General features: G+C 71.5%; 23 protein-coding genes. 9 read left to right on the forward strand and 14 right to left on the reverse strand.

Annotated features, from left to right (window positions below):
• Positions 1-134 precede the first annotated feature (134 nt).
• The 10 genes from leuE to ACWD5Q_RS07180 form a co-directional block, all read right to left on the reverse strand.
• A complete protein-coding gene (gene leuE / locus ACWD5Q_RS07135; protein WP_451426022.1) occupies positions 135-791 on the reverse strand; it encodes a leucine efflux protein LeuE in 657 nt (218 codons plus the stop codon).
• A 65-nt stretch (positions 792-856) separates the two neighbouring features.
• Positions 857-1,450, reverse strand: coding sequence for a Uma2 family endonuclease (locus ACWD5Q_RS07140; RefSeq protein ID WP_451426023.1), 594 nt, complete (start codon positions 1,448-1,450; stop codon positions 857-859).
• An 80-nt stretch (positions 1,451-1,530) separates the two neighbouring features.
• Positions 1,531-3,111 carry an acyl-CoA mutase large subunit family protein gene (locus ACWD5Q_RS07145; protein WP_451426024.1) on the reverse strand — a complete coding sequence of 527 codons (1,581 nt, stop codon included), beginning with the start codon at positions 3,109-3,111 and terminating at the stop codon, positions 1,531-1,533.
• A 546-nt stretch (positions 3,112-3,657) separates the two neighbouring features.
• Complete coding sequence (locus ACWD5Q_RS07150; protein WP_451426025.1) at positions 3,658-4,719, reverse strand: hypothetical protein; 1,062 nt, start codon at positions 4,717-4,719, stop codon at positions 3,658-3,660.
• On the reverse strand, positions 4,719-5,396 hold the full coding sequence (locus ACWD5Q_RS07155; protein ID WP_451426026.1) for an RNA polymerase sigma factor: 678 nt from the start codon (positions 5,394-5,396) through the stop codon (positions 4,719-4,721). The genes ACWD5Q_RS07150 and ACWD5Q_RS07155 overlap by 1 nt, the downstream gene beginning before the upstream one ends.
• 407 nt (positions 5,397-5,803) lie before the next feature.
• Entirely contained in the window at positions 5,804-6,655 is an 852-nt protein-coding gene (locus ACWD5Q_RS07160; RefSeq protein WP_451426027.1) for a hypothetical protein, read from the reverse strand.
• 30 nt (positions 6,656-6,685) lie between these two features.
• A complete protein-coding gene (locus tag ACWD5Q_RS07165) occupies positions 6,686-7,303 on the reverse strand; it encodes an RNA polymerase sigma factor (RefSeq protein WP_451426028.1) in 618 nt (205 codons plus the stop codon).
• Between the two features lie 209 nt (positions 7,304-7,512).
• Entirely contained in the window at positions 7,513-7,905 is a 393-nt protein-coding gene (locus tag ACWD5Q_RS07170; protein ID WP_451426029.1) for a hypothetical protein, read from the reverse strand.
• A 162-nt stretch (positions 7,906-8,067) separates the two neighbouring features.
• A complete protein-coding gene (locus ACWD5Q_RS07175) occupies positions 8,068-8,655 on the reverse strand; it encodes a hypothetical protein (protein ID WP_451426030.1) in 588 nt (195 codons plus the stop codon).
• Between the two features lie 351 nt (positions 8,656-9,006).
• Complete coding sequence (locus ACWD5Q_RS07180; protein ID WP_451426031.1) at positions 9,007-10,563, reverse strand: beta-N-acetylhexosaminidase; 1,557 nt, start codon at positions 10,561-10,563, stop codon at positions 9,007-9,009.
• A gap of 358 nt (positions 10,564-10,921) precedes the next feature.
• Between ACWD5Q_RS07180 and ACWD5Q_RS07185 the strand changes: the two genes are divergently transcribed.
• The 7 genes from ACWD5Q_RS07185 to ACWD5Q_RS07215 all read left to right on the forward strand — a co-directional run bounded on the left by ACWD5Q_RS07185 (position 10,922) and on the right by ACWD5Q_RS07215 (position 16,574).
• Positions 10,922-11,491 (forward strand): 2-oxo-4-hydroxy-4-carboxy-5-ureidoimidazoline decarboxylase, encoded by a 570-nt coding sequence (locus tag ACWD5Q_RS07185; RefSeq protein WP_451426032.1) that lies wholly within the window; start codon positions 10,922-10,924, stop codon positions 11,489-11,491.
• Positions 11,492-11,658: 167 nt separating this feature from the next.
• Positions 11,659-12,039, forward strand: coding sequence for a succinate dehydrogenase, cytochrome b556 subunit (gene sdhC, locus ACWD5Q_RS07190; RefSeq protein ID WP_451426033.1), 381 nt, complete (start codon positions 11,659-11,661; stop codon positions 12,037-12,039).
• A 5-nt stretch (positions 12,040-12,044) separates the two neighbouring features.
• A complete protein-coding gene (locus ACWD5Q_RS07195) occupies positions 12,045-12,527 on the forward strand; it encodes a succinate dehydrogenase hydrophobic membrane anchor subunit (RefSeq protein WP_451426034.1) in 483 nt (160 codons plus the stop codon).
• Positions 12,528-12,546: 19 nt separating this feature from the next.
• Complete coding sequence (gene sdhA / locus ACWD5Q_RS07200; RefSeq protein WP_451426035.1) at positions 12,547-14,301, forward strand: succinate dehydrogenase flavoprotein subunit; 1,755 nt, start codon at positions 12,547-12,549, stop codon at positions 14,299-14,301.
• Positions 14,301-15,062, forward strand: a complete 762-nt coding sequence (locus tag ACWD5Q_RS07205; RefSeq protein ID WP_451426036.1) for a succinate dehydrogenase iron-sulfur subunit — start codon at positions 14,301-14,303, stop codon at positions 15,060-15,062. The genes sdhA and ACWD5Q_RS07205 overlap by 1 nt, the downstream gene beginning before the upstream one ends.
• A gap of 166 nt (positions 15,063-15,228) precedes the next feature.
• Positions 15,229-15,840, forward strand: coding sequence for a Uma2 family endonuclease (locus ACWD5Q_RS07210; protein ID WP_451426037.1), 612 nt, complete (start codon positions 15,229-15,231; stop codon positions 15,838-15,840).
• A gap of 11 nt (positions 15,841-15,851) precedes the next feature.
• A complete protein-coding gene (locus ACWD5Q_RS07215; RefSeq protein ID WP_451426038.1) occupies positions 15,852-16,574 on the forward strand; it encodes a TetR family transcriptional regulator in 723 nt (240 codons plus the stop codon).
• Positions 16,575-16,651: 77 nt separating this feature from the next.
• On the opposite strand, the gene ACWD5Q_RS07220 is transcribed toward ACWD5Q_RS07215, so the two are convergent.
• From ACWD5Q_RS07220 to ACWD5Q_RS07230, 3 genes are all read right to left on the reverse strand, one after another.
• Positions 16,652-18,208, reverse strand: coding sequence for an ABC transporter substrate-binding protein (locus ACWD5Q_RS07220; protein ID WP_451426039.1), 1,557 nt, complete (start codon positions 18,206-18,208; stop codon positions 16,652-16,654).
• Between the two features lie 161 nt (positions 18,209-18,369).
• Complete coding sequence (locus ACWD5Q_RS07225) at positions 18,370-19,674, reverse strand: metallophosphoesterase (RefSeq protein WP_451426040.1); 1,305 nt, start codon at positions 19,672-19,674, stop codon at positions 18,370-18,372.
• Positions 19,675-19,691: 17 nt separating this feature from the next.
• Positions 19,692-19,934 carry an SCO4848 family membrane protein gene (locus ACWD5Q_RS07230; RefSeq protein ID WP_451426151.1) on the reverse strand — a complete coding sequence of 81 codons (243 nt, stop codon included), beginning with the start codon at positions 19,932-19,934 and terminating at the stop codon, positions 19,692-19,694.
• Between the two features lie 202 nt (positions 19,935-20,136).
• Here ACWD5Q_RS07230 and ACWD5Q_RS07235 point away from each other — a divergent pair, with 202 nt between their 5' ends.
• Positions 20,137-21,399, forward strand: a complete 1,263-nt coding sequence (locus tag ACWD5Q_RS07235) for a D-alanyl-D-alanine carboxypeptidase family protein (RefSeq protein ID WP_451426152.1) — start codon at positions 20,137-20,139, stop codon at positions 21,397-21,399.
• Here the strand turns inward: ACWD5Q_RS07235 and ACWD5Q_RS07240 are convergent.
• Positions 21,347-22,261 (reverse strand): YihY/virulence factor BrkB family protein, encoded by a 915-nt coding sequence (locus ACWD5Q_RS07240; protein ID WP_451426041.1) that lies wholly within the window; start codon positions 22,259-22,261, stop codon positions 21,347-21,349. The genes ACWD5Q_RS07235 and ACWD5Q_RS07240 overlap by 53 nt on opposite strands.
• 158 nt (positions 22,262-22,419) lie before the next feature.
• Here ACWD5Q_RS07240 and ACWD5Q_RS07245 point away from each other — a divergent pair, with 158 nt between their 5' ends.
• On the forward strand, positions 22,420-23,184 hold the full coding sequence (locus tag ACWD5Q_RS07245; protein WP_451426042.1) for a decaprenylphospho-beta-D-erythro-pentofuranosid-2-ulose 2-reductase: 765 nt from the start codon (positions 22,420-22,422) through the stop codon (positions 23,182-23,184).
• Positions 23,185-23,227: the final 43 nt, after the last annotated feature.

Consider the following 23,227-nt stretch of genomic DNA (forward strand, 5'->3'; position numbering starts at 1 on the left):
ACGCCCCCTCGTCCCGGTTCGCCAGGGGCGGGGGCGTCGTGCTGCCGGGCGGCGGCCGGCGCGGTACGGGCGGCCGCGGCTCAGCAGGGCCCTGACACGGCCGCGGCCCGTCCGATCGCGTACCGGATCCGTCGCTACGCGCTCGTCGCCAGCGTCAGCTTCACCGCGAAGCCGAGGAAGAGGGCGCCCGCGGCCGAGGTGGCTCCCGCCGACAGACGCTTGCGTCGGCGGAAGGCCGCCGCCAGGCGCGTACCGCTGAATATCAGCGCGGTCAGGTAGAGGAAGCTGGCGAGCTGGGCGAAGGCGCCGAGGACGACGAAGGAGAGCGCCGGATAGGCGTACGCCCGGTCGACGAACTGCACGAAGAAGGCGACGAAAAACAGGATCGCCTTGGGGTTGAACAGGCTGACCACCAGCGCGCGGCGGAAGGGCCGCTCCCCGGCGGCGGTGGCGGCGGCCGGGGCCTCCTCCGCGCTCTTCTCCCGCCGGGTCCGCCACATCCCCCACGCGGCACGCAGCATCCCGATCGCGAGCCACGTCAGATAACCGGCCCCGGCGTACTTCACGATCCCGAACAGCACGGCGTTCGCCTTGAGCAGCGAGGCGACTCCGGCCGCGGACAGCGTCATCAGCACGGTGTCCCCGCACCACACCCCGGCCGCCGCGGTGTACCCGGCGCGCACACCGCGCCGGGCCGCGACGGAGAGGACGTACAGGGAGTTGGGGCCGGGCAGGAGCACGATCAGGACGAGTCCTGCCAGATACGTGGGGAGATCGATCACGCCGAACATGGACAGGAGTGTCGCACGGGCATACGACATTCCGGTCGCGGGTTTCGACGGATAAGACGGGGCGGTCAGTCGTCGCCGTCGAGGAGGGTGTCGACGGAGAGGTCGAGAGCGACGCCGACGGACTCGGGGACGGGGACGGTCATACCACGCTTGTAACGCACGGGGGCTGGGTACCTACCGTCGACCGGGTCCTGGTAGACGAGAACCTCGTCGTGTTTGCGATCGGCTACGACATAGACCGGGACACCGGCCTCCGCGTAGCACTCGGCCTTGGGGCCCAGGTCGTCCGCCCAGTTCGACGACGTCACCTCGACGACCAGCCGGAAGACGTCCGGTGCGTAATAGTTCTTGGTGACGTGGGCGTCGCGGAAGTCCTCGTCGACGACGGAGAAGTCGGGAATCGCGAAGTCCTCAGGCAGCGTGGGCAACCAGAGGCCGACGCCCTGGACGTACTCCCGGCCTGCCTCGACGATCCCTGCCCGGTCGAACGCCCTGCCGAGTTTCGTCAACGACAGCGCGTGCGAGCCGTCCGGCGGCGGTGTCACAGTGAGCCTCCCCTGGAGAATCTCCACGCGGTGCCCAGGCAGTGCACGGGAGAGCAGGTCGGCGGCCTCGCCCAACGTCAGCTCGTGTTGCAGTACAGCCACGGCATCCTCCATTTCGGGGCCCACTCTTCACGAGAGTAACCGGAAGTGCGCAGATTCCGCCCACGTTCCCCCATACGGACGAAATGACCAGCTCAGAAGGCATCCGAGGGAACGTAGGCGCCCCACACCTCCCGCAACGCGTTGCACACCTCGCCCACCGTCGCACGGGCCTTGAGGGCGCCCTTCATCGGGTACAGGACGTTGTCCTCGCCCGCGGCGGCCTTCCGCAGCGCGGCCAGGGCGGTGTCCACGGCCCCCTGGTCACGTTCCGCGCGGAGCCCGGCGAGGCGTTCGGCCTGCCGGGCCTCGATCGCGGGATCCACCCGCAGCGGCTCGTACGGCTCCTCCTCGTCGAGCTGGAACCGATTGACGCCCACGACGACCCGCTCACCGGAATCGGTCTCCTGCGCGATGCGATACGCGTTGCGCTCGATCTCCCGCTTCTGGAAACCGTGCTCGATCGCCGCGACCGCACCGCCGAGGTCCTCGACCTTCCGCATCAGTTCCAGCGCCGCCGCCTCCACGTCGTCCGTCATCGTCTCGATCACGTAACTGCCCGCGAACGGGTCGACCGTCGCCGTCACATCCGTCTCGTACGCCAGCACCTGCTGCGTCCGCAGCGCCAGCCGCGCCGACTTGTCCGTCGGCAACGCGATCGCCTCGTCGAAGGAGTTCGTGTGCAGCGACTGCGTCCCGCCCAGCGCCGCCGCCAGACCCTGCACCGCCACCCGCACCAGATTCACCTCCGGCTGCTGCGCCGTCAGCTGCACCCCCGCCGTCTGCGTGTGGAACCGCAGCATCATCGACTTCGGATCCCGCGCCCCGAACTCCTCCCGCATCACGCGCGCCCAGATCCGCCGCGCCGCCCGGAACTTGGCGACCTCCTCCAGGATCGTCGTCCGCGCCACGAAGAAGAACGACAGACGCGGCGCGAAGTCGTCCACGTCCATCCCGGCCGCGAGCGCGGTGCGCACGTACTCGATACCGTCCGCCAGGGTGAACGCGATCTCCTGCGCGGGCGAGGCCCCCGCCTCGGCCATGTGATAGCCCGAGATCGAAATCGTGTTCCACTTCGGGATCTCGGCCCGGCAGTACCTGAAGATGTCCGCGATCAGCCGCAACGACGGCTTCGGCGGGAAGATGTACGTCCCGCGCGCGATGTACTCCTTGAGCACATCGTTCTGGATCGTGCCCGTCAGCTTCCCGGCCGGCACCCCCTGCTCCTCGGCCACGAGCTGGTACAGCAGAAGCAGCAGCGCCGCCGGAGCGTTGATCGTCATCGACGTCGACACCTTGTCCAGCGGGATCCCGCCGAACAGCACCCGCATGTCGTCGACCGAGTCGATCGCCACCCCCACCTTGCCGACCTCGCCGTGCGCGATCGGCGCGTCGGAGTCATGCCCCATCTGCGTCGGCAGATCGAACGCCACCGACAGCCCCATCGTCCCGTTCGCGATCAGCTGCTTGTACCGCGCGTTGGACTCTGTCGCCGTACCGAACCCCGCGTACTGCCGCATCGTCCACGGGCGGCCCGTGTACATGCTCGGATACACGCCCCGCGTGAACGGGTAGGCGCCCGGCTCACCCAGTTTCCGTGCCGCGTCCCAGCCCTCCAGGGCCTCCGGCCCGTACACCGGCTCGATGGGCAGCCCCGACTCCGACTCGCGCGCCATGGTGTGTGCCTCCGCGTTGCTCCGTGACCCGGCTCGGTGACCCGGCTGGGTTACCCGGCTTTGGTTACTTGCCAGTAGATTTCTCTCGCGACGGACTGTAGCGGCGGCCGTGCGCCCCGTGGAGATCCGTCGGCTGGGACCTTGCTCACAACCATGCTCCTCGGTTCGGCGGCGGTCACGCAGGGGGAGCCTCCCGGGGCACGACGGAACACGACGTGACACCGGGGAGCGGTGGGCCGACCGGCGTGAGCATGGACACGGGGAGCGGGCGGGACGAGAGCGCGATCGCGGCGCTGTTCTCCCAGGTGAGGACGGGCGACAAGGTCGTCGTCGGCTGGGGAGAGGGGCCCGGTGGAAGCGTGTGGGGGCGCGGGCGGGACCGGGGGAACGTGTCCCGCCCGCGCCGGGGCACGAGCCGTAGGTACGGGGGGAACCCCGGCTCTGTGCGACGGCCGATGACCAGTCGGCTCACTCAGTACTGCGCAGCGGGGGCCGAAAGTGTCACACCCGCCTCGAAGGAAATTCAATCAAACACGAAACCGCAGGTCAGCCTGGGTTAGGTGACGACGGGGCCGAGATCGGGGCAGACGCAGCGCCCGACGGCTCCTCGCCGGACAGCCGGCTGCCGTCGGGGCGTGTGTGACCTTTTCCCTCACCGCCGTGGTCGTCACCGCCACCGCCGCGGTCGTCGCCCCCGCCACCGCCGTGGTCGTCACCGCCACCGCCGCGGTCGTCGCCGTGGCCGTCCTCGCCGCCGCCGACGCCGCTCCGGCCGTTTCCGTCCTGGCCGGACTTCCGGCCGTCGTCGGCGCCCTTACCGCCCTCGCCGCCGAGCACGCCCTCGCAGAAAGTCTTCACCCGGCCGCTGCCGCCGGCCGCGTCCTGGAGGTCGCGCAGCCGGTCCGCGCGGAGTTCCCTGCCGACCGTCACGTCACGGCAGGACGAGCGCAGGGCGGTCCACCCGCCCCGGGAGCGTCCGGCGGGGCGGTTGTCGTCGGGGCCCTGGGAGCCGGTCGCGGTGGGGCCGGCTCCCGCCTCGCCGCTCGGGGAGCCGCCCGGCACGGACCCGGCGCCGGCGTCCTGCGCAGGGGACACCGGTCCGCCGGTCCCCGTGAGCAGCGGCTGCGGCGGCGACGCGGCCGCCGACACGGACACCCCGGGTCCCGGGTCCTCGTGGAAGGGCGTCGGCAGGACTCCGGTTCCGGCCGCGACCGCGACTCCGCCGATCATCCCGGCGGCCACCGCGGCAGCCAGGCCGAACCGCAGAGGGCGCCCCCAGCGGGCCCTTCGCCCGTTTGCGGCGGAACGCCCGAGGCGTACCAGTCCGGCGTCGGCCGCCCGGTGGTCGGCATACGCGGGACCGGGCCGGCCGAGCGTCTCCTCCGTCCGCTCCGCAGCGGTGCGCGCGGCCCGGAACGCGGCCAGCGCCGCGGCCTCGCCCGGCAGTTCCGCGCCGGCCGGCGGGGGTGTGACGGCAAGTGCGGCAAGGGTTCCGGCGAGCCGTGCGGCGTGTTCCCGGGCGTCGTCGTCGACGGCGTCCAGCGGCTCTGCGCGCAGCAGCCGCTCGGCCGCGTCACTGTCCAGCCATCTGTACCGCTTGTCGGCCATCACATGTCCCTCTGCATCCGCGAGCGCATCTGCGTCACACCGGCGGACGTCACCGCGCGCCCGCGCAGCCCGCGCTGGGGAGGCATGGCGCCGAGCCCGCCGGCCGATTCCGGATCCGCCTCCGCACCGGCGGCATCGATCAGTTCCGCCAGCCGTTTGAGGCCGCGGTGGGCCGCCGTGCGGACGGCTCCGGGGCGCTTGCCGAGTGTCTCGGCCGCGGACTTGGCGTCGAGGCCCATGACCACGCGCAGCACCACGGCCTCCGCCTGGTCCTGCGGGAGCTGGGCGATGAGGGAGAGGGTGCGGCCGGTGGCCAGGGCCTCCATGGCCTCGCCCGCCGTGTCCGACTCGGCCGCCTTGCCGGTCAGTTCCGTCTCGTCGCCGCCGATCGCGGGGCGGCGCCCGCGCATGCGGATGTGGTCGAGCGCGCGATTGCGGGCGATCCGGGCCGCCCAGCCGCGGAACCGGTCGGCGTCGCCGCTGAACCGCTCCAGGTCACGGGCGATCTGCAGCCATGCCTCGGAGGTGACGTCCTCCGCGTCCGGCTCGCCGACCAGCGTCCGCACATATCCGAGCAGCCGTGGGTGCACGGCGCGGTACACGGTACGGAACGCGGTCTCGTCCCCGCCCTGTGCCGCAAGCACCGCGGCCGTCAGCTCCGCGTCGTCCCCCAGCACCCGAACTGCCCCTCTGTACGCCTCAGCCCGCACGTTCCCGCGGACCGGGTTCTCGCTGTCGTGGTTCCTGATCGTTCGTTGCGGTCTGCGGCCCCTCGTGACGCGGCGGATCCTCTCACCCGATGTGCTGATCATCCGCGGTCGGCGCGCAAGGCACGTTACGACTTGGAACCGCTCCGCGTCCACGTCCCCACCCGGCGCGACCAACCCGTGACACGGCGGGGTGTGACAGAAAACGCATCCTCGGCGCTGTAGGGAGTACGGGCCGCCGCGCGGCCCGTACCGCGCGACGGCCGGGGCCTCTCCTGTGGGGGGTGGCGGCCCCGGCCGTTGCCGTCAGTGCGCTGGGCGGGCCCTGGCGATGGCGCGCAACCGGCGCGCGGGGTCCGCGTTTTCCTTACCTCTTCTTACCCGTGGTTCCCGTGCGCGGGGTTCGCGACGGTCTTCTCGGGCTTCGGAGCCTTGGCGGGGTTCGCGACGGTCCTCTCGGGCTTCGGAGCCTTGGCGGGATGCGCGGCGGACTTCTCGGACTTCGGGGAGGGGGCAGGCTTCGGCTTCTCCGCCGGTTTCGGCAGCTTGGTGGATTTCGCCGCCTCCTTCGCCGCCTTGCCGGCGGACTTGCCCGCCTCCTTCGCCGCCTTGTCTGCGGACTTGCCCGCTTCCTTCGTCGCCTTGTCTGCCGACTTGCCCGCTTCGTTCGCGGCCTTGGCTGCCGCTTCGGCGGCCTTGCGGTCCGCCTTCCGTCGCCCCTTGGCCGCCTTGTCGGCCGCCTTCCGCGCCGAGGCGTCCGGACTCGGGGACGCGTCGCGCGGCGCGCCCGCCCCGGACCGCCCGCCCGTCCCGGCCGTCTCGCCCGCCGTACCGGTGCCGCTGGTGCGCTCCGGCACCCCCGGGCTCGCGGGCGCCTCCGAGCGGGCGGGCGGCGGCGCGGTGACGTGCGGCAGCTCGCCCATCGCCGCGACCGCGACTCCGCCCAGGGTCACGCCGGACAGCAGGGCGGCGAGCAGCGTACGCAGCGAACGGCCCACATGGCGCCGGGCACGCGGGCGCCAGTCGTCGCGCCGCCGGGTGCGCGCCGGCCGTGCGTCCTGCCACTGCTTGCGGGCCTCCCGGAACGCGGCAAGAGCCCGCGACTCCGCCTCCGGGTCGAGGCGCCCTGGCTGCAAGGCGGCGCGCAGGGCGTCGGCCGCGCGCGTCTCGGGGCCGGGGCGTACGGGACGGCGGGCGGTGCGCCCGCCACCGTCGTGTCGTTCACCCATCACCGTGTCCGTCCCCGTCCCGCACCGCGCTCATTCCGACTCCCCCAGCGTCCCCGTGCCGTCTTCCGTCACACCCGGGGCGGCGAGTTCGCGCGCGAGTCGCTTCAGGCCCCGGTGGGCGGCGGTGCGGACCGCGCCGGGGCGCTTGCCGAGAACCCGGGCGGCGGCGGGCCCGTCAAGGCCGACGACCACGCGCAGCAGCACCGCCTCCGCCTGGTCGCGCGGCAGCCGGGAGACCAGTTCCAGGGCGTGCTCGGTGGACAGGGATTCCAGGGCCTGCTCGTGGGTGTCGTGACGGCCGGGCAGTTGGAGGACGTCGCCGTCGAGGACCGCGGGGCGGGGGCGGACCTTCTGGCGGCGCAGATGGTCCAGGGCGCGGTGCCGGGCGATGGTCGCGGTCCAGCCGCGGAAGCCGGCGCCGTCGCCGCTGAACCGCCCGAGGTCACGGGCGATCTCCAGCCAGGCGTCGGACGCCACGTCTTCCGCGTCGTCGCCGACGAGGCCGCGCAGATAGCCGAGCAGTCCCGGCTGCACGATCCGGTACGCCACCGCGAAGGCGGCCTCGTCCCCCTGCTGGGCCCGTTCGACGACCGTGCCCAGTTCCCCGTCGTACGTCTGCGTGCGACGGGGTTCCCCTCCGTGGCCCAACGCTGTCCTCGTTCATGGCGAGTGGTCTCGCGTCCCCGCACGTGGTGCACTCCTGTCGTGCCCACGCCCTCAAGGTCATCAGCGTCCGCTCCCACGGAAATGTCACTGACCGTCAGGAGTCCGGGCAGGCGCCTCCGTTGGGGGTGGGGGTGCCGGTGCGGCGCACATCCGTGCGGGTCCCACGCGCCGCACCGGCCCGGGGTCCCGGGTCAGAGGGTGCCCTCCTGCCTCCCGGTCAGGCCCGTCGCGTCCCGGCACAGCAGCCGCAGGGAGCCTTCGCCCTGGAAGCAGCGGCGGGCCTCGTCGATCGGGTCCCACAGCCGGCCGTCGGGGGTACGCACCCAGTGGTCGTCGCCGGCCGTCCACCACTCGCCGCCGGTCAGCCGTACGACGACCTCGCCCGCGTACGCGCCGAAGCCGCGCAGCGCGGTCTGCACGGCCTCATGGGGCGCGCCCTGACCGCGTATCTCCTCGATGGTCCGGTCCAGCCGCCACAGGCTCTGCGCCGAGTAGTCGAGCCGCAGGCGGGCGCCCTCGCGCAGGGCCACGACGGCGTCGGCCGCCCAGCGCACGGGCTTGGCGGCGGCTTGGGGCCTGGTCACCTCAGTTGCGTTCACATCCGGAAGAGCGCATTGCCGCCGGGAAACGTCACGCCCTCCCCAGGGGTTCCCCGGCACCGGTGCAGGACCGCCCCACCGCCCCACCGGACGGGCACAGGATCCTTGCACGGAAGGGGGTTTGGTCCGCTGGGGACCGCTGCGGACCTACGACCGGCCGCGGGCGCGGCGGGAGACCACCGCCTGGAGCACCCGCCGCCCCTCGGCCGACACGTCACGGGCGTGCCGCAGTCCGGTCGCCCCGTGGCCGCCGACCAGTTCCAGGACGGTCATCTGGCGCCGCAGTTCGGCGGCGACCAGGGGCGGCATGCCATCCGTACGGCCGGCGCGGTGGGCCGCCGCGGAGGACTCGCCGTCGCCGGCGGCGGGGTCGAGGAGCTGGTGGATCCGCAGCGCATCGGCCGAGCAGGCCTCGGCCCACCGGCGCAGGGCGTCGGCGGACGGCTCGGCGGGGACGCCCGCCAGCATCCGGCGGGCGAGCCGGGCGGCCTCGGCCTCGAAGGCGCATTCCGCGGCGGGGGCGTGCTCCTGCACCGTCGCCGGCTCCGTCCCCAGTCCGGCCCGCGCCTTCGCGAGCCGCTCCTCCCACGCGCGGCCCTCGACGAGGCTCGCCCACAGCGGGCGCAGGATGTCGTCGTCGCCTCCGAGGAGGGGGATGCACCGATCCAAACAAGCCAGTCCGCTTGCCGCGAGTGCACGCTCGTCGGCCTGCGCGATCAGGTCCACCAGGGTCATCACGCCTCCTCGACACCCTCGACGGGGCGCCTCGTCTCCACGGAGCCTGCACTTCCCCTTACTGCGCGAGACGGATCGGGAGTGTCACAGAGGCCCTCCGCCGTCCCGGCCGGGCGCCGGCCGGGACCTCGGAGGGATCGAAGAGGTGTTTTCGGCCAAGTGCGCCCAGGTTCCGTCGCCGGGTGCCGAGCCCCGGTTCCGTCGCCGGGTACCGAAGAGACCACAGCGGCACCGGGCGCGCACCCGGAATGCGTGATTCCGGGCCATCGGGCGCCCCACTCCGGCAATCGTGCGGGCGCCCCCGCCCCGGGCAGCCGGGCGCCCCCCACCGGGACGGACGCCCGGTCCGCCCTACCCCAGACGGTCCGCCAACTGCCCGAACTGCGCCCAGGGCAGCGTCGGCGTACGCGGGTCCCACAGCTTCTGGACCATCGCCCGCAGCGGCATCCGGATCCCGGCCGCCACCTGGTCCTGCGTCTGCGCGTTCGGCCGGTCGCCCCACACCGCGAACACCCCGCCGAGGATCTGCCCGTCGTACTGCGCGGGCACCGCCGTCGTGCCCCGGACCACCCGCGGTGTCCACTGCTCGTAGATCCGCCGGCCGGTGGGGTAGACGAAGGTCTGCGGCTGGCCGAGCACGTAGTAGAGGTACTCGTCGTTGTAGTCGATCAGCTGCCGGCCCGCGGCCAGGTAGTCCGCCGGCTGCCGGGCGCCGAACTCCTTGCCGGTCCAGTACGCGACCTGGAGGTCCTTGGCCGGCGACACCACCGTGCTCGACCGGTAGAAGCCGTCGTTCCAGGCGCGCATGGTGCGGCCGTGGCCGCGTATCACGTTCGCCCGGTCGTTGAGCCAGCCGGTCGCCAGGTCCGCCACGCCCGCCCGCGGACCGTATCTGGCCCGTGCGGCCGCGGCGAGCTGCGGGAAGGAGGCGGACGGGTTCGACGCCATGAGCGCCTGGTACTCGTCGCCGCCCAGGTGCCAGAAGGAACCGGGGAACACGCCCGCGTACTCGTTCAGGAGGTCGTCCACGATCTTCGCGGCGGCCGGTTTGGAGATGTCGACCGCCCCGGGCACGGCGACGCCGGAGGCGTTGCGCAACTGGAGGTCGGGGTGCGCGGCGATCACGGCGCCCAGATGGCCGGGCGAGTCGATCTCGGGGACGACGGCGATGTGCCGGCTCGCGGCGAGATCGACGATGGCCTTGACCTGCGCCTTGCTGAGATGCTGCGCGGAGACGATCTCCGGATGCGAGGTGGACTCGATACGGAAGCCCTGGTCGTCGGAGAAGTGCAGCCCGATCTCGTTGTACTTCAGGTCGCCCAGCTCCCGGATGCGGTCCTCGATCCACCCGGCCGTGTAGTACTTGCGGGCGATGTCGAGCATGAAGCCGCGCCGGGACTTGGCCGGCGCGTCCCGGACGACGCCCTCGGGCGCGGTGGCGCCGTTGTGCACCTCCTGCTTGAGGGTGCGGGTGCCGTAGAAGACCCCGGCCTCGCCGGGGCCGGTGATCCGGACCCGGCCGTTCTGGACGGTCAGGACGTACGACTCCGGGTCGCCGCCGCCGGTCACGTCCAGATCCACGTCACCTGTGCGGGCACCGCCCCGCCCCCCGTACGCCATTCCCAGCTCCCCGGCCAGCAGCCGCCCCTCGTCGGCGAGCGAGGCGTCCTCCACGACCACCCGGGCCCCGGAGGCGGGCCGCCAGCCCGGGCCGCGGGCGGGGGTGAACGCACGGACGGCCGGGATGGTGCGGGGCGCCTGGGAGAGGGGGTAGGCCGAGGGCGGAGACGCGGCGGAGGTGCCCGTCGTGACCCTGGAACCGGGAGGTGTGCCGCCGCCCGACGGCCACAGCGCCACGGCCGCCGCGACCGCGCCGGCGACGACGACCACGGCGCCCCCCAGCAGCAACCCGTTGCGCCTCCTGTGCGTCTTCCCCTCGGGAACCCGTCGCCTCCGGCCGGTCACCGCGCCACACCCCGCACCGCACCCGCGTACGGCCGCACCGTGACCGTAAGCCCCCGCTCCACCACGTCACGTGCCACACCCGCAGGTATTCGCTCCACTATCGACCACACGCTACCCACCTCCACACATTCATCCCCCTTCGTCCCTTCCGAACCTACGACCCCGGCCGCTTCCGATCGTCCACAGGACGCTCCACGACTCTCCCGTTCGGGTGAAAACCGGACAGGCGCTGGACGCCTGCCCGACCGCCGTCGATAGCGTGACGGCGCGTTTCCCCCCACCCCTCCCTGCCGCCCCGCACGTGACGTCCACAGGACGCCGCGCCGCCATCCGCCGAGGACCCACGCTGCCCGCGCACCGTCTCCCCCGCCTTCCCGGCCCCACCGGCCTGGAGCGGTTCAACTCCGCGCCCGCCGACGAGGCCCGGCAGGCCCTCCTGGCCTGCTGCCGCAGCCTGCGCTGGGTCCACCGCGTCGCCGAGCACCGCCCCTATCCGGACGTGGACTCGCTGCTCGCCGCGGCCGACGAGGCGGCGTACGACCTGTCGCCCGCGGACCTCGCCGAAGCCCTGGCGGGCGAGACGCTCACCCTGCTGCCCGACGGCGCCTACTCCGCGGCCCACACCGCGCTGAGCGCCGCGCACGCAGCCTACGAGAGCCGCTTCGGGCACGTGTTCGTCATCTGCCTGGACGAGGTGAGCCCGGAGGAGTCCGCCGACCGGATACTGGCCGCCATCCGGTCACGATGGGCGAACGACCCCGAGGAGGAACGATTGCTCGCCGCCGAGGAACTGCGCCGCCTGGCGAAGGGCAGACTGGCCCGCCTCGTCCGGAATCCATCGGACCGCCCCATAGCGGGGCATACCCAGTAGCCCGTCCGTGCTCGTTTGATTGCCGGTTTGATCACATCGGTAGGGCCGCCGTAAGCGTTCCGACAACACGTCGCTACGATGCTGGGGGCCGGTGCACCGTACCCGGCCGGGCCCGACCGACACAGAAGCCGGCGCGGCCCTAGTCCCCGCTCCCGGAGGGTTCTTCCGTGCCGGCTGGAACGCTGTACCGCGGCCGGGAAGGAATGTGGTCGTGGGTGGCTCACCGAGTCACCGGTGTCCTCATTTTCTTCTTCCTGTTCGTACACGTGCTGGACACCGCTCTCGTGCGTGTGTCTCCCGAGGCCTACGACAAGGTCGTGGCCACGTACAAGTCGCCGATCGTCGCCGTACTGGAGTATGGCCTGGTCGCCGCCATCCTCTTCCACGCGCTGAACGGCCTGCGCGTCATCGCCGTCGACTTCTGGTCGAAGGGCCCGCGCTACCAGAAGCAGATGCTCTGGACGGTCGTCGGCCTCTGGGTCGTGCTGATGCTCGGGGCCATCTATCCCGTCCTCGGCCACGCCGCTCGTGAAGTGTTCGGGAGCTGACGCGTATGTCCACGACTGAAACCACCGCCTCCGGCATCGGCCCTGTCGAGGGTGCCCCGCTCTACGACGTCGACCACCCGGCGCCGGTCATCGAGCCGCCCCGCAAGCGGACGAAGAGGACTCCCAAGTCCACCCGCGGCAACTTCGAGATGTACGGCTGGCTGTTCATGCGCCTGTCCGGCATCGTCCTGGTCGTCCTGGTCCTCGGCCACCTGCTGATCCAGCTGGTCCTCGACGGCGGCGTGTCCAAGATCGGCTTCGCCTTCGTGGCCGGCCGCTGGGCCTCCCCGTGGTGGCAGGTCTGGGACCTGGCCATGCTGTGGCTCGCCATGCTGCACGGCGCCAACGGCCTGCGTACCGTGATCAACGACTACGCCGAGCAGGCGAACACCCGCCTGTGGCTGAAGGGCCTGCTGTACACCGCCACGGTGTTCACCATCCTGCTGGGCACGCTGGTGATCTTCACCTTCGACCCGAACATCCGCTAGGCACGGGGCTGCGAGAATCATGAAGATCCACAAGTACGACACCGTCATCGTCGGCGCCGGCGGCGCCGGCATGCGCGCCGCGATCGAGGCGACGAAGCGCAGCCGCACCGCCGTGCTGACCAAGCTCTACCCGACCCGCTCCCACACGGGCGCCGCGCAGGGCGGCATGGCCGCCGCGCTGGCCAACGTGGAGGAGGACAACTGGGAGTGGCACACCTTCGACACGGTCAAGGGCGGTGACTACCTGGTCGACCAGGACGCCGCCGAGATCCTGGCGAAGGAGGCCATCGACTCGGTCCTCGACCTGGAGAAGATGGGCCTGCCGTTCAACCGGACGCCCGAGGGGAAGATCGACCAGCGCCGCTTCGGCGGTCACTCCCGCAACCACGGCGAGGCCCCGGTCCGCCGCGCCTGCTACGCGGCCGACCGCACCGGCCACATGATCCTCCAGACGCTGTACCAGAACTGCGTCAAGGAGGGCGTGGAGTTCTACAACGAGTTCTACGTCCTGGACCAGCTGATCACCGAGGTCGACGGCGTCAAGAAGTCGGCCGGTGTGGTGGCCTACGAGCTGGCGACCGGCGAGATCCACGTCTTCCAGGCGAAGGCCGTGATCTACGCGTCCGGCGGCTGCGGCAAGTTCTTCAAGGTGACGTCGAACGCGCACACGCTGACCGGTGACGGCCAGGCTGCGGTGTACCGCCGGGGCCTGCCGCTGGAGGACATGGAGTTCTTCCAGTTCCACCCGACCGGCATCTGGCGCATGGGCATCCTCCTCACCGAGGGCGCGCGCGGCGAGGGCGGCATCCTCCGCAACAAGGACGGCGAGCGCTTCATGGAGAAGTACGCGCCCGTCATGAAGGACCTGGCGTCGCGTGACGTCGTCTCCCGCTCCATCTACACGGAGATCCGCGAGGGCCGGGGCTCCGGCCCCGAGGGCGACCACGTCTACCTGGACCTCACCCACCTCCCCCCGGAGCAGCTCGACGCCAAGCTGCCCGACATCACGGAGTTCGCCCGTACCTACCTCGGCATCGAGCCCTACACGGACCCGATCCCGATCCAGCCGACCGCGCACTACGCGATGGGCGGCATCCCGACGAACGTCGAGGGCGAGGTCCTGGCGGACAACACCACCGTCGTCCCGGGCCTGTACGCGGCCGGTGAGGTCGCCTGTGTGTCCGTCCACGGCGCGAACCGCCTGGGCACCAACTCGCTGCTGGACATCAACGTCTTCGGCCGGCGCGCGGGCATCTCGGCGGCGGAGTACTCGCAGACGGCGGAGTTCGTCGAGCTGCCCGAGGCCCCGGCGGACCAGGTGGTCGCGCAGATCGAGCGGCTGCGGGCGTCGACGGGCACCGAGCGCGTGGCGGACCTGCGCCGCGAGCTGCAGGAGACCATGGACGCGAACGTCATGGTGTTCCGCACCGAGCAGACGATCAAGACGGCCGTCGAGAAGGTCGCCGAGCTCCGGGAGCGCTACAAGAACGTGGCCATCCAGGACAAGGGCAAGCGGTACAACACGGACCTGCTGGAGGCCATCGAGCTGGGCAACCTGCTCGACCTGGCCGAGGTCATGGCGGTGTCCGCGCTGGCCCGCAAGGAGTCCCGCGGCGGCCACTACCGCGAGGACTACCCCAACCGCGACGACGTCAACTTCATGCGCCACACCATGGCGTACCGCGAGGTGGGCGACGACGGCACCGAGTCCATCCGTCTCGACTACAAGCCGGTCGTCCAGACCCGCTACCAGCCGATGGAGCGTAAGTACTGATGGCTACCCCTGTTCTGGACAAGGTCGAGGCGGAGTCCGCGGCCTCCCCGTACATCACCGTCACCTTCCGGGTCCGCCGCTTCAACCCGGAGGTCTCGGCGGAGGCGACCTGGGAAGACTTCCAGCTGGAGATCGACCCGAAGGAGCGCGTCCTCGACGGTCTGCACAAGATCAAGTGGGACATGGACGGCACGCTGACGTTCCGTCGCTCCTGCGCGCACGGCATCTGCGGCTCGGACGCCATGCGGATCAACGGCAAGAACCGTCTCGCCTGCAAGACGCTGATCAAGGACATCAACCCCGAGACGCCGATCACGATCGAGCCCATCAAGGGCCTCACGGTCCTCAAGGACCTGGTCGTGGACATGGAGCCGTTCTTCCAGGCGTACCGGGACGTGATGCCGTTCCTGATCGCGAAGGACACCAATGAGCCGACGCGCGAGCGTCTGCAGTCGGCGGAGGACCGCGCGCGCTTCGACGACACCACGAAGTGCATCCTGTGCGCCGCGTGCACGTCCTCGTGCCCGGTGTTCTGGAACGACGGGCAGTACTTCGGCCCGGCGGCCATCGTCAACGCGCACCGCTTCATCTTCGACTCGCGTGACGACGCCGGCGAGCAGCGTCTGGAGATCCTCAACGACAAGGACGGCGTGTGGCGCTGCCGCACCACGTTCAACTGCACGGACGCCTGCCCTCGCGGTATCGAGGTGACCAAGGCGATCCAGGAGGTGAAGCGAGCGCTGATCACGCGCCGCTTCTGAGGTCTGCCCGCACGATCCTGCACAACGACTGAGGGCCCCCGTCTCCGCTGGAAACGGGGGCCCTCACGCGTGGGAGTCACGATCGGGTGAAGCGTCGTGATCGGGACGAATCGGGGCTCCCTTGTCTACGATGATGCTCTCGACACCAGCCCCCAGGAGGCACCCGATGTCAGCAGCAGCTGTCGAGCGGCCCCATGACGAGCGTCCGCTGATCGAGGAAGCGAAGCGGATCATGGAGCGCCTGCCGGGCTACCGAGTCGAGATCATCGGAGACCAGATCATCGTGTCCCCGCCACCGGACGGCGCCCACGGCAACGCCCTGACGGACGTCATGCTCCCCTTCCTCGCAGCCGGCCTGCACGGACCGGAGTCCAAGGTGATCCAGGGAGTCGGTCTCTGGCTCGGGAACGGGGGGGAGGACTACGCGATTCCCGACCTCTCCATCGTCGACGCCGACTTCGAGGAACACCTCGTCCAGAACAACTGTCACGACCCGGTGGCCTTCCGGCTCGTCCTGGAGGTCACCTCCGGCAACTGGAAGACCGACCTGCGCACCAAGGTGTCCGCCTACGCCGACGCCCATGTCCCCGTGTACGTGATCGTCGACCGCCAGCACCGGCGCATCCACGTCCTCACGGACCCGCAAGACGGCGACTACGCCACCCACCGCGTCCACGCCCCCGGCGAACTGGTCACCCTCCCCGACTCCCTCGGCGCCAAGGTCACCCTGGACGTCGCGGAGATCCTCGACGCGGGGCGGCGCAAGCAGGAGGACTAGGCTCTGTCCTCGTGCCCTCCAAGTCCGAGCAGACCCGCGCCCTGATCCTCGAGACGGCGATGCGGCTGTTCCAGGAGCGCGGCTACGACAAGACGACCATGCGGGCCATCGCCCAGGAGGCCGGGGTCTCCGTGGGCAACGCGTACTACTACTTCGCCGGCAAGGAACACCTGATCCAGGGTTTCTACGACCGGATCGCCGCCGAGCACCAGGCCGCCGTCCGGGACGTCCTGGCCGGGGAGACCGACCTGGAGGCGCGGCTCGCGGGTGTGCTGAAGGCATGGCTGGACATCGCCACGCCGTACCACGAGTTCGCGGTGCAGTTCTTCAAGAACGCCGCCGACCCTGACAGCCCGCTCAGCCCGTTCTCCCCCGAGTCCGAGCACGCGCGCGTGGAGGCCATCAGCGTCCACAAGGAGGTGCTCCGCGGCGCGAGGACCAAGGTGCCCGAGGAACTGCGGGAGGTGCTGCCCGAGTTGATGTGGCTCGCCCAGATGGGGCTCGTCCTGTACTGGGTCTTCGACCGGACCGAGGGGCGCGAGCGCAGCTACCGGCTGGCCGAACGCGGTGCCCGGCTCACCGCGCGGGGCGTCTCGCTGGCCCGGTTCCGGGTGCTCAGGCCGCTCGTCCACGAGGTGCACGAGCTGTTCACGGACTTCCTGCCGGGGATGACGAAGGCGCTCCCGGACCCCGCCGGGCGGACGAGGGCGCCCGCCACCGACGGGCGCCCCTGAGCGCTTCGGTTCAGCACCTCCGCCTTCTCGCCCCCCAGCTCCACGCCGTGGACCGGCGGTTCGTGCCCGGCGACCCGTCAGATCCAGCCCAGCCGCCACAGCCGGAAGACACCGGTGCCGTCCGACAGGTACTGTCCGCCGCCGACGTCCTCGCTGCTGACCACGTACTCCTTGCGCTGCCACAGGGGGATCAGCGGTACGTCCTGCGCCACGATCTCCTGCATCCGCTGGAAGTCGTCGGCGGCGCGGCTGCGGTCCGAGTAGCGCCGGCTGTCCAGGATCAGACGGTCGACGTCCTTGTTGCCGTAGCCGTTCTTCATGCTGTTGCCGGTGCCGACGAGCGGGGCGCCGAAGGTGTCTGGGTCGGGGAAGTCGGCGACCCAGCCGACGGCGTACGCGTCGAGCTTGCCGCTCGTGTACCGCTTCTGGAAGTCGGTCCACTCATAGCCCTTGGTGTCCACCTGGAACAGGCCGCCCGCCTCCAGTTGCCGCTTGAGTTCGGCGGCCTCCTCGGCGGCGGCGCCCCTGCCCTCGGCATAGCCGTAGGTGAAGTGGACGGGCAGCTGCGCCCCCGCGGCGGTGAGCAGGGCCCGGGCCTTGTCCACGTCGGGCCTGGGGTACAGGTCGAAGAAGGAGGTGGTGTGCCCGGTGATGCCCGTCGGGATCAGCGAGTACAGCGGGTCGGTGGTGCCCTCGTACACCTTGCTGACCAGTTCCTCGCGGTTGACCAGCAGGGCGAGGGCCTGGCGGACACGGCGGTCGTGCAGCGGCGATCCGGCGGCGGTGTCGAGCACCAGGTTGCGGATCTCGGCGCTGTCGGTCTCGCTGACGCGCCGGCCGGGGTCGCTGGGCGAGAGACCGGCGAGCACGGAGGGCGGCAGCTGACGCGTGGCGACGTCGACCTCCTTCGCCGTCCACGCCTTCTCCAGGGCGCCCGGGTCGGCGTAGTAGCGCAGCACGACGGGCCGGCCGGTGTTCTTCACATCGCCCCGGTAGTGCGGGTTGGGGGCGAGGCGGGCCTCCGTCCCCTTGGTGTACGACGTCAGGGTGTACGGGCCGGTCCCGTCGACGCCGTCGTCCTCGCGCAGCGCGTCACTCGGGTACGTGTTGCGGTCGACGATCGAGCCGGCGCCGGTGGCCACCTTGAACGGGAACGTCGCGTCGGGCGACGACAGATGGAAGGTGACCGTGAGCCCGTCCGCGTCGACCGAGCGGAGCGTCTTGAACAGGCTCGCGGGGCCGACGTCGGAGTTGATGCGCTTGACCCGGTCGAAGGAGTACTTGACGTCCTCGGCGGTCATGCCGCGTCCGTCGGGGAACTTCAGTCCCTTGCGGAGGGTGCAGCGGTACGTCGTGAGGTCCGTGCCCACGAAGGCGCAGTTCTGGGCGGCGTCCGGCACGGGGGCCACGCCGTCGGGTTCGAAGGTCAGCAGCGACTGGAAGACATTGCTGTACAGCGCCCAGGACCCGGCGTCGTAGGCGCCCGCCGGATCGAGTGACGTGACGGCGTCCGCCGTGCCGACCGTGATGGTCTTGTCGGTGTTCTCCTTGGCGGGCAGCAACTGCCACCCGCCCACTCCCACGCCCGCCAGTACCAGCACGGTCGCGAGAATCCGCATGCGAACAGATCGCATCGGCGCCCCTCCCCAGGCCCTCAGCGCATACCACTCCCCTGTGGCGCGGATCACCTAATCACAGGTGTTTCACCCGGGGGAAGGGGGATCTGTCGAGATGGGAAAGAACTTACCGAGGGGCTGTTTCAGGCCGGTTTCACCGCAGGTGAAGCGCCCACGGTTCACGCCTGACGCGACGCCAGTTCCACCACCGTGATGTCCGACGGCGCGCCCACCCGCGTCGGCGGGCCCCAGGCGCCCGCTCCCCGGGTCACATAGAGCTGGGTGTCGCCGTAGCGGTCCAGGCCCGCGACGGTCGGGTTGGCGGCGGCCGCGACGAGGTTGCCGGGCCAGAGCTGGCCGCCATGGGTGTGGCCGGAGAGCTGGAGGTCCACGTGGTGCCGCACCGCCTCGTGGATCTGGACGGGCTGGTGGGCCAGGAGGACGACGGCGCGTGAGGTGTCACGGTCACCGAGCGCCTTGGCGAAATCGGGACCCTCGCCCACGCTCTCGCCCGCCACGTCGTTGACCCCGGCCAGATCGAAGGCGGGCAGTTCCGTGCGCGCGTTCTCCAGCGGACGCAGACCGAGCCTGCGGACCTCCTCGACCCACTGGTCGGCGCCGGAGAAGTACTCGTGGTTGCCGGTGACGAAGTAGCTGCCGTGGCGGGCCCTCAGCCGGGACAGCGGTGCCGCCGCCGGACCCAGGTCGTGCACGCTGCCGTCGACCAGGTCGCCGACGACCGCGATCAGATCCGGCTGCGTGGAGTTGACCGTGTCGACCACGCGCTGTGCGAAGTCCCGGCCGAGTACGGGGCCGAGGTGGATGTCGCTCACGACGGCGATGCGGAAGCCGTGCGCGGAGCGCGGGAGTCTGGCCAGCGGGATGGTGACGCGCTTCACCGCGGGGCCGCGCAGTACGCCGTAGGTGCCGTAGCCCACGGTGCCGGCCGCGGCGGCGGCCATGGCCCCACCCATGACACGCGAGACGAAGAGGCGGCGGGAGGGGGTGGGGGCCGGGATCGCGGGGGCCGGGGCCGCGTTCGGGTCCCGGTCCGCGTTCGGGGCCGGCGCGGGAGCCAGGGTCCGCGATGCGGCCGGCGGGGTCGTGGGGGCCGTTCCCGCCGGCACCGGGGCCGGGCTCGGCGCGGTCTGACCGGCCGGGGCGCCGCGGTCCGCCAGGCGGCGCACCAGAGGCCGTAGCACCTCGCCCGCCACCAGCGCCAGCAGCAGATACAGCGACAGCGCCAGCCACAGGAAGCCCGGCCAGCCCAGGACGCGCTGAAGCCAGAAGGGGGCTCCGGCGCGCTCGGCGACCAGGGCCGCGACCATCAGCACCGGTCCGGCGACGAGCACGACCGTGCCGGTGCGCCGGGCGAGGCCCGGGCCGCGGGTCGTGTCGCGGACCAGCCGGCGCCACGCCCACCAGTGCAGCGCCGCGAACGCGGCCAGGACGGCCCCGGCGACCAGGAGCAGAACGACAACCACCGTGTGTCCGCTCCCCGTTATGGCGTTCGTCGCAGCGCGCGCAGTCCGCGCAACCCGATGACGCCGATGACTGTCCCCAAGACAAAGGAGACGACGGCGAGCGTCAGATGGACCCAGAAGTACGCCGTCGGATTCCCCGCGTCGTCGAACGCGAGTCCGCTGCCGTCCTTCCACAAGTTCTTGACGAAAGTGATCCAGATGACCCAGCTCCACACCCCGAAGGCGAGCAGGAACCAGGAAACGGGACGGCTGAGTTTCACAAGACCGGGCCTTTCCTCGCTGCGCGGGGCACCCGAGGCCGAGCCGGCCGGCCGGGGGTCCGGGAGTTGTTCCCCGGAGGAGCACAGCATGAGCCCAGTATCGTCGCTCTCCCGCGGCCGCTCGTCCGGGGGTGCGCGGTATCGGCTGGGACCGGCCGGGACTTCCACCCGCGCACCCGGTACGTTCGCGACCGTGTCCGCCATGAAGAAGATCGCCGGGCGTCGCCTGCCGATCGCCTCCGCCGCCGTGTTGTCCCTCTCGCTCGCCGCACCCGCGACCGCGTTCGCGGCCCCGCGCAGCCCGGCCGTGTCGCCCTCGGCCACGCCGCCGGCCGTGATGTCCACGGTCGGCGGCGAGCTGCTGGGCCGGCCCGGAACCCAGGTGAACCTCGGCAGCGGCGCCCCGGTGCTCCCGAAGGACCTCACTGCCCGCTCCTGGATCGTCGCCGACGCCGAGTCGGGTGACATTCTGGCCGCCCACAACGCGCACTGGCGGCTGCCCCCGGCGAGCACCCTGAAGATGCTGTTCGCCGACACCGTGCTGCCCAGGTTCCCCCGGACCCAGACGCACAAGGTGACCCCCGCCGACCTGGCCGGCATCGGCTCCGGTTCCAGCATGGTCGGGATCAAGGAGGGTGAGACCTACACGGTCCACGACCTGTGGCTCGGCGTCTTCCTGCGCTCCGGCAACGACGCCGTTCATGTGCTGTCCGCGATGAACCACGGGGTCGCGCAGACGGTCCAGGACATGCAGGCGCACGCCGAGGAGCTGCAAGCCCTCGACACGCATGTGGTGAGCCCGGACGGCTACGACGCCGCCGGGCAGGTCTCGTCGGCGTACGACCTGACACTGGTCGCCCGGTCCGGACTGCAGAAGAAGGACTTCCGGGAGTACTGCTCGACGGTGCGGGCCGCGTTCCCGGGCGAGACCACGGAGAAGAAGGGCAAGGCGACCCGCGGGTCCTTCGAGATACAGAACACCAACCGGCTGATGGCGGGGGACTTCGACCTCACCCCCTACCGGGGCATAGCGGGCGTGAAGAACGGCAACACCACCAACGCGGGCGCCACCTTCACCGGGGTCGCCGAACGGAACGGCAGGGTGCTGCTCGTCACGGTGATGAACCCGGAGAAGAAGGATCACAACGAGGTCTACCGGGAGACCGCCCGGCTCTTCGACTGGGGTTTCGGCGCGGCCGGGAAGGTCCGGCCGGTGGGCGAGCTGGTCGCCCCCAAGGGCGCCGGCACGAGCTCCCAGGGCGGCGCCGGAGCGACCCCGCACGGGGGCGGGAGCGCGGAGCCCGTGCAGCCGGTGGCCGCCTCGGCGAAGGGCGGCGGCTCGCGCGGGGCCGGGGTGGCGCTCGCCCTCTCCGGCGCCGTGCTCGTCCTGCTCGCCGCGGGCGTCTTCCTGGTCAATCGCCGCTGGCCGCTGCCCGATCTGGTACGTCGCCGGACCCGTCCCTGACCTCGTCGGTCCCGCCGCTGTTCCGCGTCGCCGTCCAGGCGGCGCAGAACAGCACCAGTTTCGCGGTGAAGTTCAGCCACAGCAGCAGCGCGACCGGCACCCCGAAGGCGCCGTACATGCTCTTCGCGGCGACGCCCTGGATATAGCCGCTGAGCAGCACCTTGAGCAGTTCGAAGCCGACCGCGCCGATCAGCGCGGCGACCAGCAGCCGGTCCCGCGGGGGTTCCACGCCGGGCAGCAGGGTGAGGACGTACAGCAGGACCAGGAAGTCGGCGAGGACGGCGACGGCGAAGGCGGCGGTCCGCAGCAGCACACTGCCCCAGCCGCCCTTGTCGAGGCCCAGCTCCCCGGCCATCCAGTCGACCAGGGCGCTGGCGAGGGCGGAGATGGCGATGGTGACCAGAAGCGCGCCGCCCAGGCCGATGAGCACCACGGCGTCCTTGACCTTGGCCAGCACCGGGTTCTGGCCGCTGTCGGGCAGTTCCCACACCGCGCGCAGACAGTCCCGCATCTGGCCGACCCAGCCGATGCCGATGAAGAACAGGGTGGCACCGGCGATAATGCCGACGGTGCCGGCGCTCTGGACCAGTCCGTGGATGTCGAGCTGGCTGGAGATGCCGGGGAACTGTTCGGCGACCTTGCCCTGCAGCGTGTCCTGCTGGTCCACGCTGAGCGTCGCGGCGCCGATCGCGGCGGCGACGGTGAGCAGCGGGAACAGCGCCACGAAGCTGACGAACGTCATGGCCGCCGCGAGCCGGGTCCACTTCACGCGGGCGAGGCGTTCGTAGGAGCGCCAGGCGTGCGTGGCCGTCAGCAGGACGACCAGCGGCCCGATGCCGGGGAGTCTCTTCAGCCAGTCCATGATCAGATCAACCAGTCCATGATCAGACGCTCCCCCTCGTGCCCGTCACCGCCTCCCGGCGTACTCAGGCTTCCCCGCTTCACCCGTTTCAGTGAGCAGCGACACCGAGTGGGGATATGGAGAGGGTATGCCCCTGGGGCAGCGCTACGGTCACGGTCATGCCTGCCCACCAGGACGCGTTCCGCGCTCCTCGCTCGCTGCTGATCCTCGGCGGCACGTCCGAGATCGCGCTGGCCACCGCCCGCCGCCTCATCGTCCGGGGCACCCGGACCGTGCGGCTGGCCGGCCGTCCCTGCGCCGAGCTGGAGCGGGCCGCCGGGCAGCTGCGCGGGCTCGGCGCCGACACCTTCACCGTCGCCTTCGACGCGCTCGATGTCGAGTCCCATGTGACCGCGCTCGGCAAGGTGTTCGCGGAAGGGGCGGTCGATCTGGTGCTGCTCGCGTTCGGCGTGCTCGGCGACCAGGCGACCGACGAGCGCGATCCGGTGGCCGCGGCACGTATCGCGCAGACCAACTACACGGGCGCGGTCTCGGCGGGCCTGGTGTGCGCCCGGTCGCTCCAGGCCCAGGGCCACGGCTCGCTGGTGGTGCTGTCCTCGGCCGCCGGTGAGCGCGCCCGCCGCTCGGACTTCCTCTACGGCTCCAGCAAGGCGGGGCTCGACACGTTCGCGCAGGGCCTCGGCGACGCGCTCCACGGCACCGGGGCGCACGTCATGGTCGTACGCCCCGCCTCCGTCCGGCGGCCCGGCACGGCCGCGCGTGACCAGGGGCCGCTGACCACGACCCCGGAGAAGGTCGCCACGGCGATCGAGCTGGGGCTGCGGAGGCGGTCGGAGGTGGTGTGGGTGCCGGGGTCCCTGCGCCTGGTGATGTCGGCCCTGCGGCATCTGCCGCGGGCGGTGTTCCGGCGGCTGCCGCTCTAGTCATGTGACCGGAAGGGTTCGCCGGTGAATCTTTCCGGTCGCA

It is taken from the genome of Streptomyces sp. NPDC002513 (assembly GCF_053595355.1).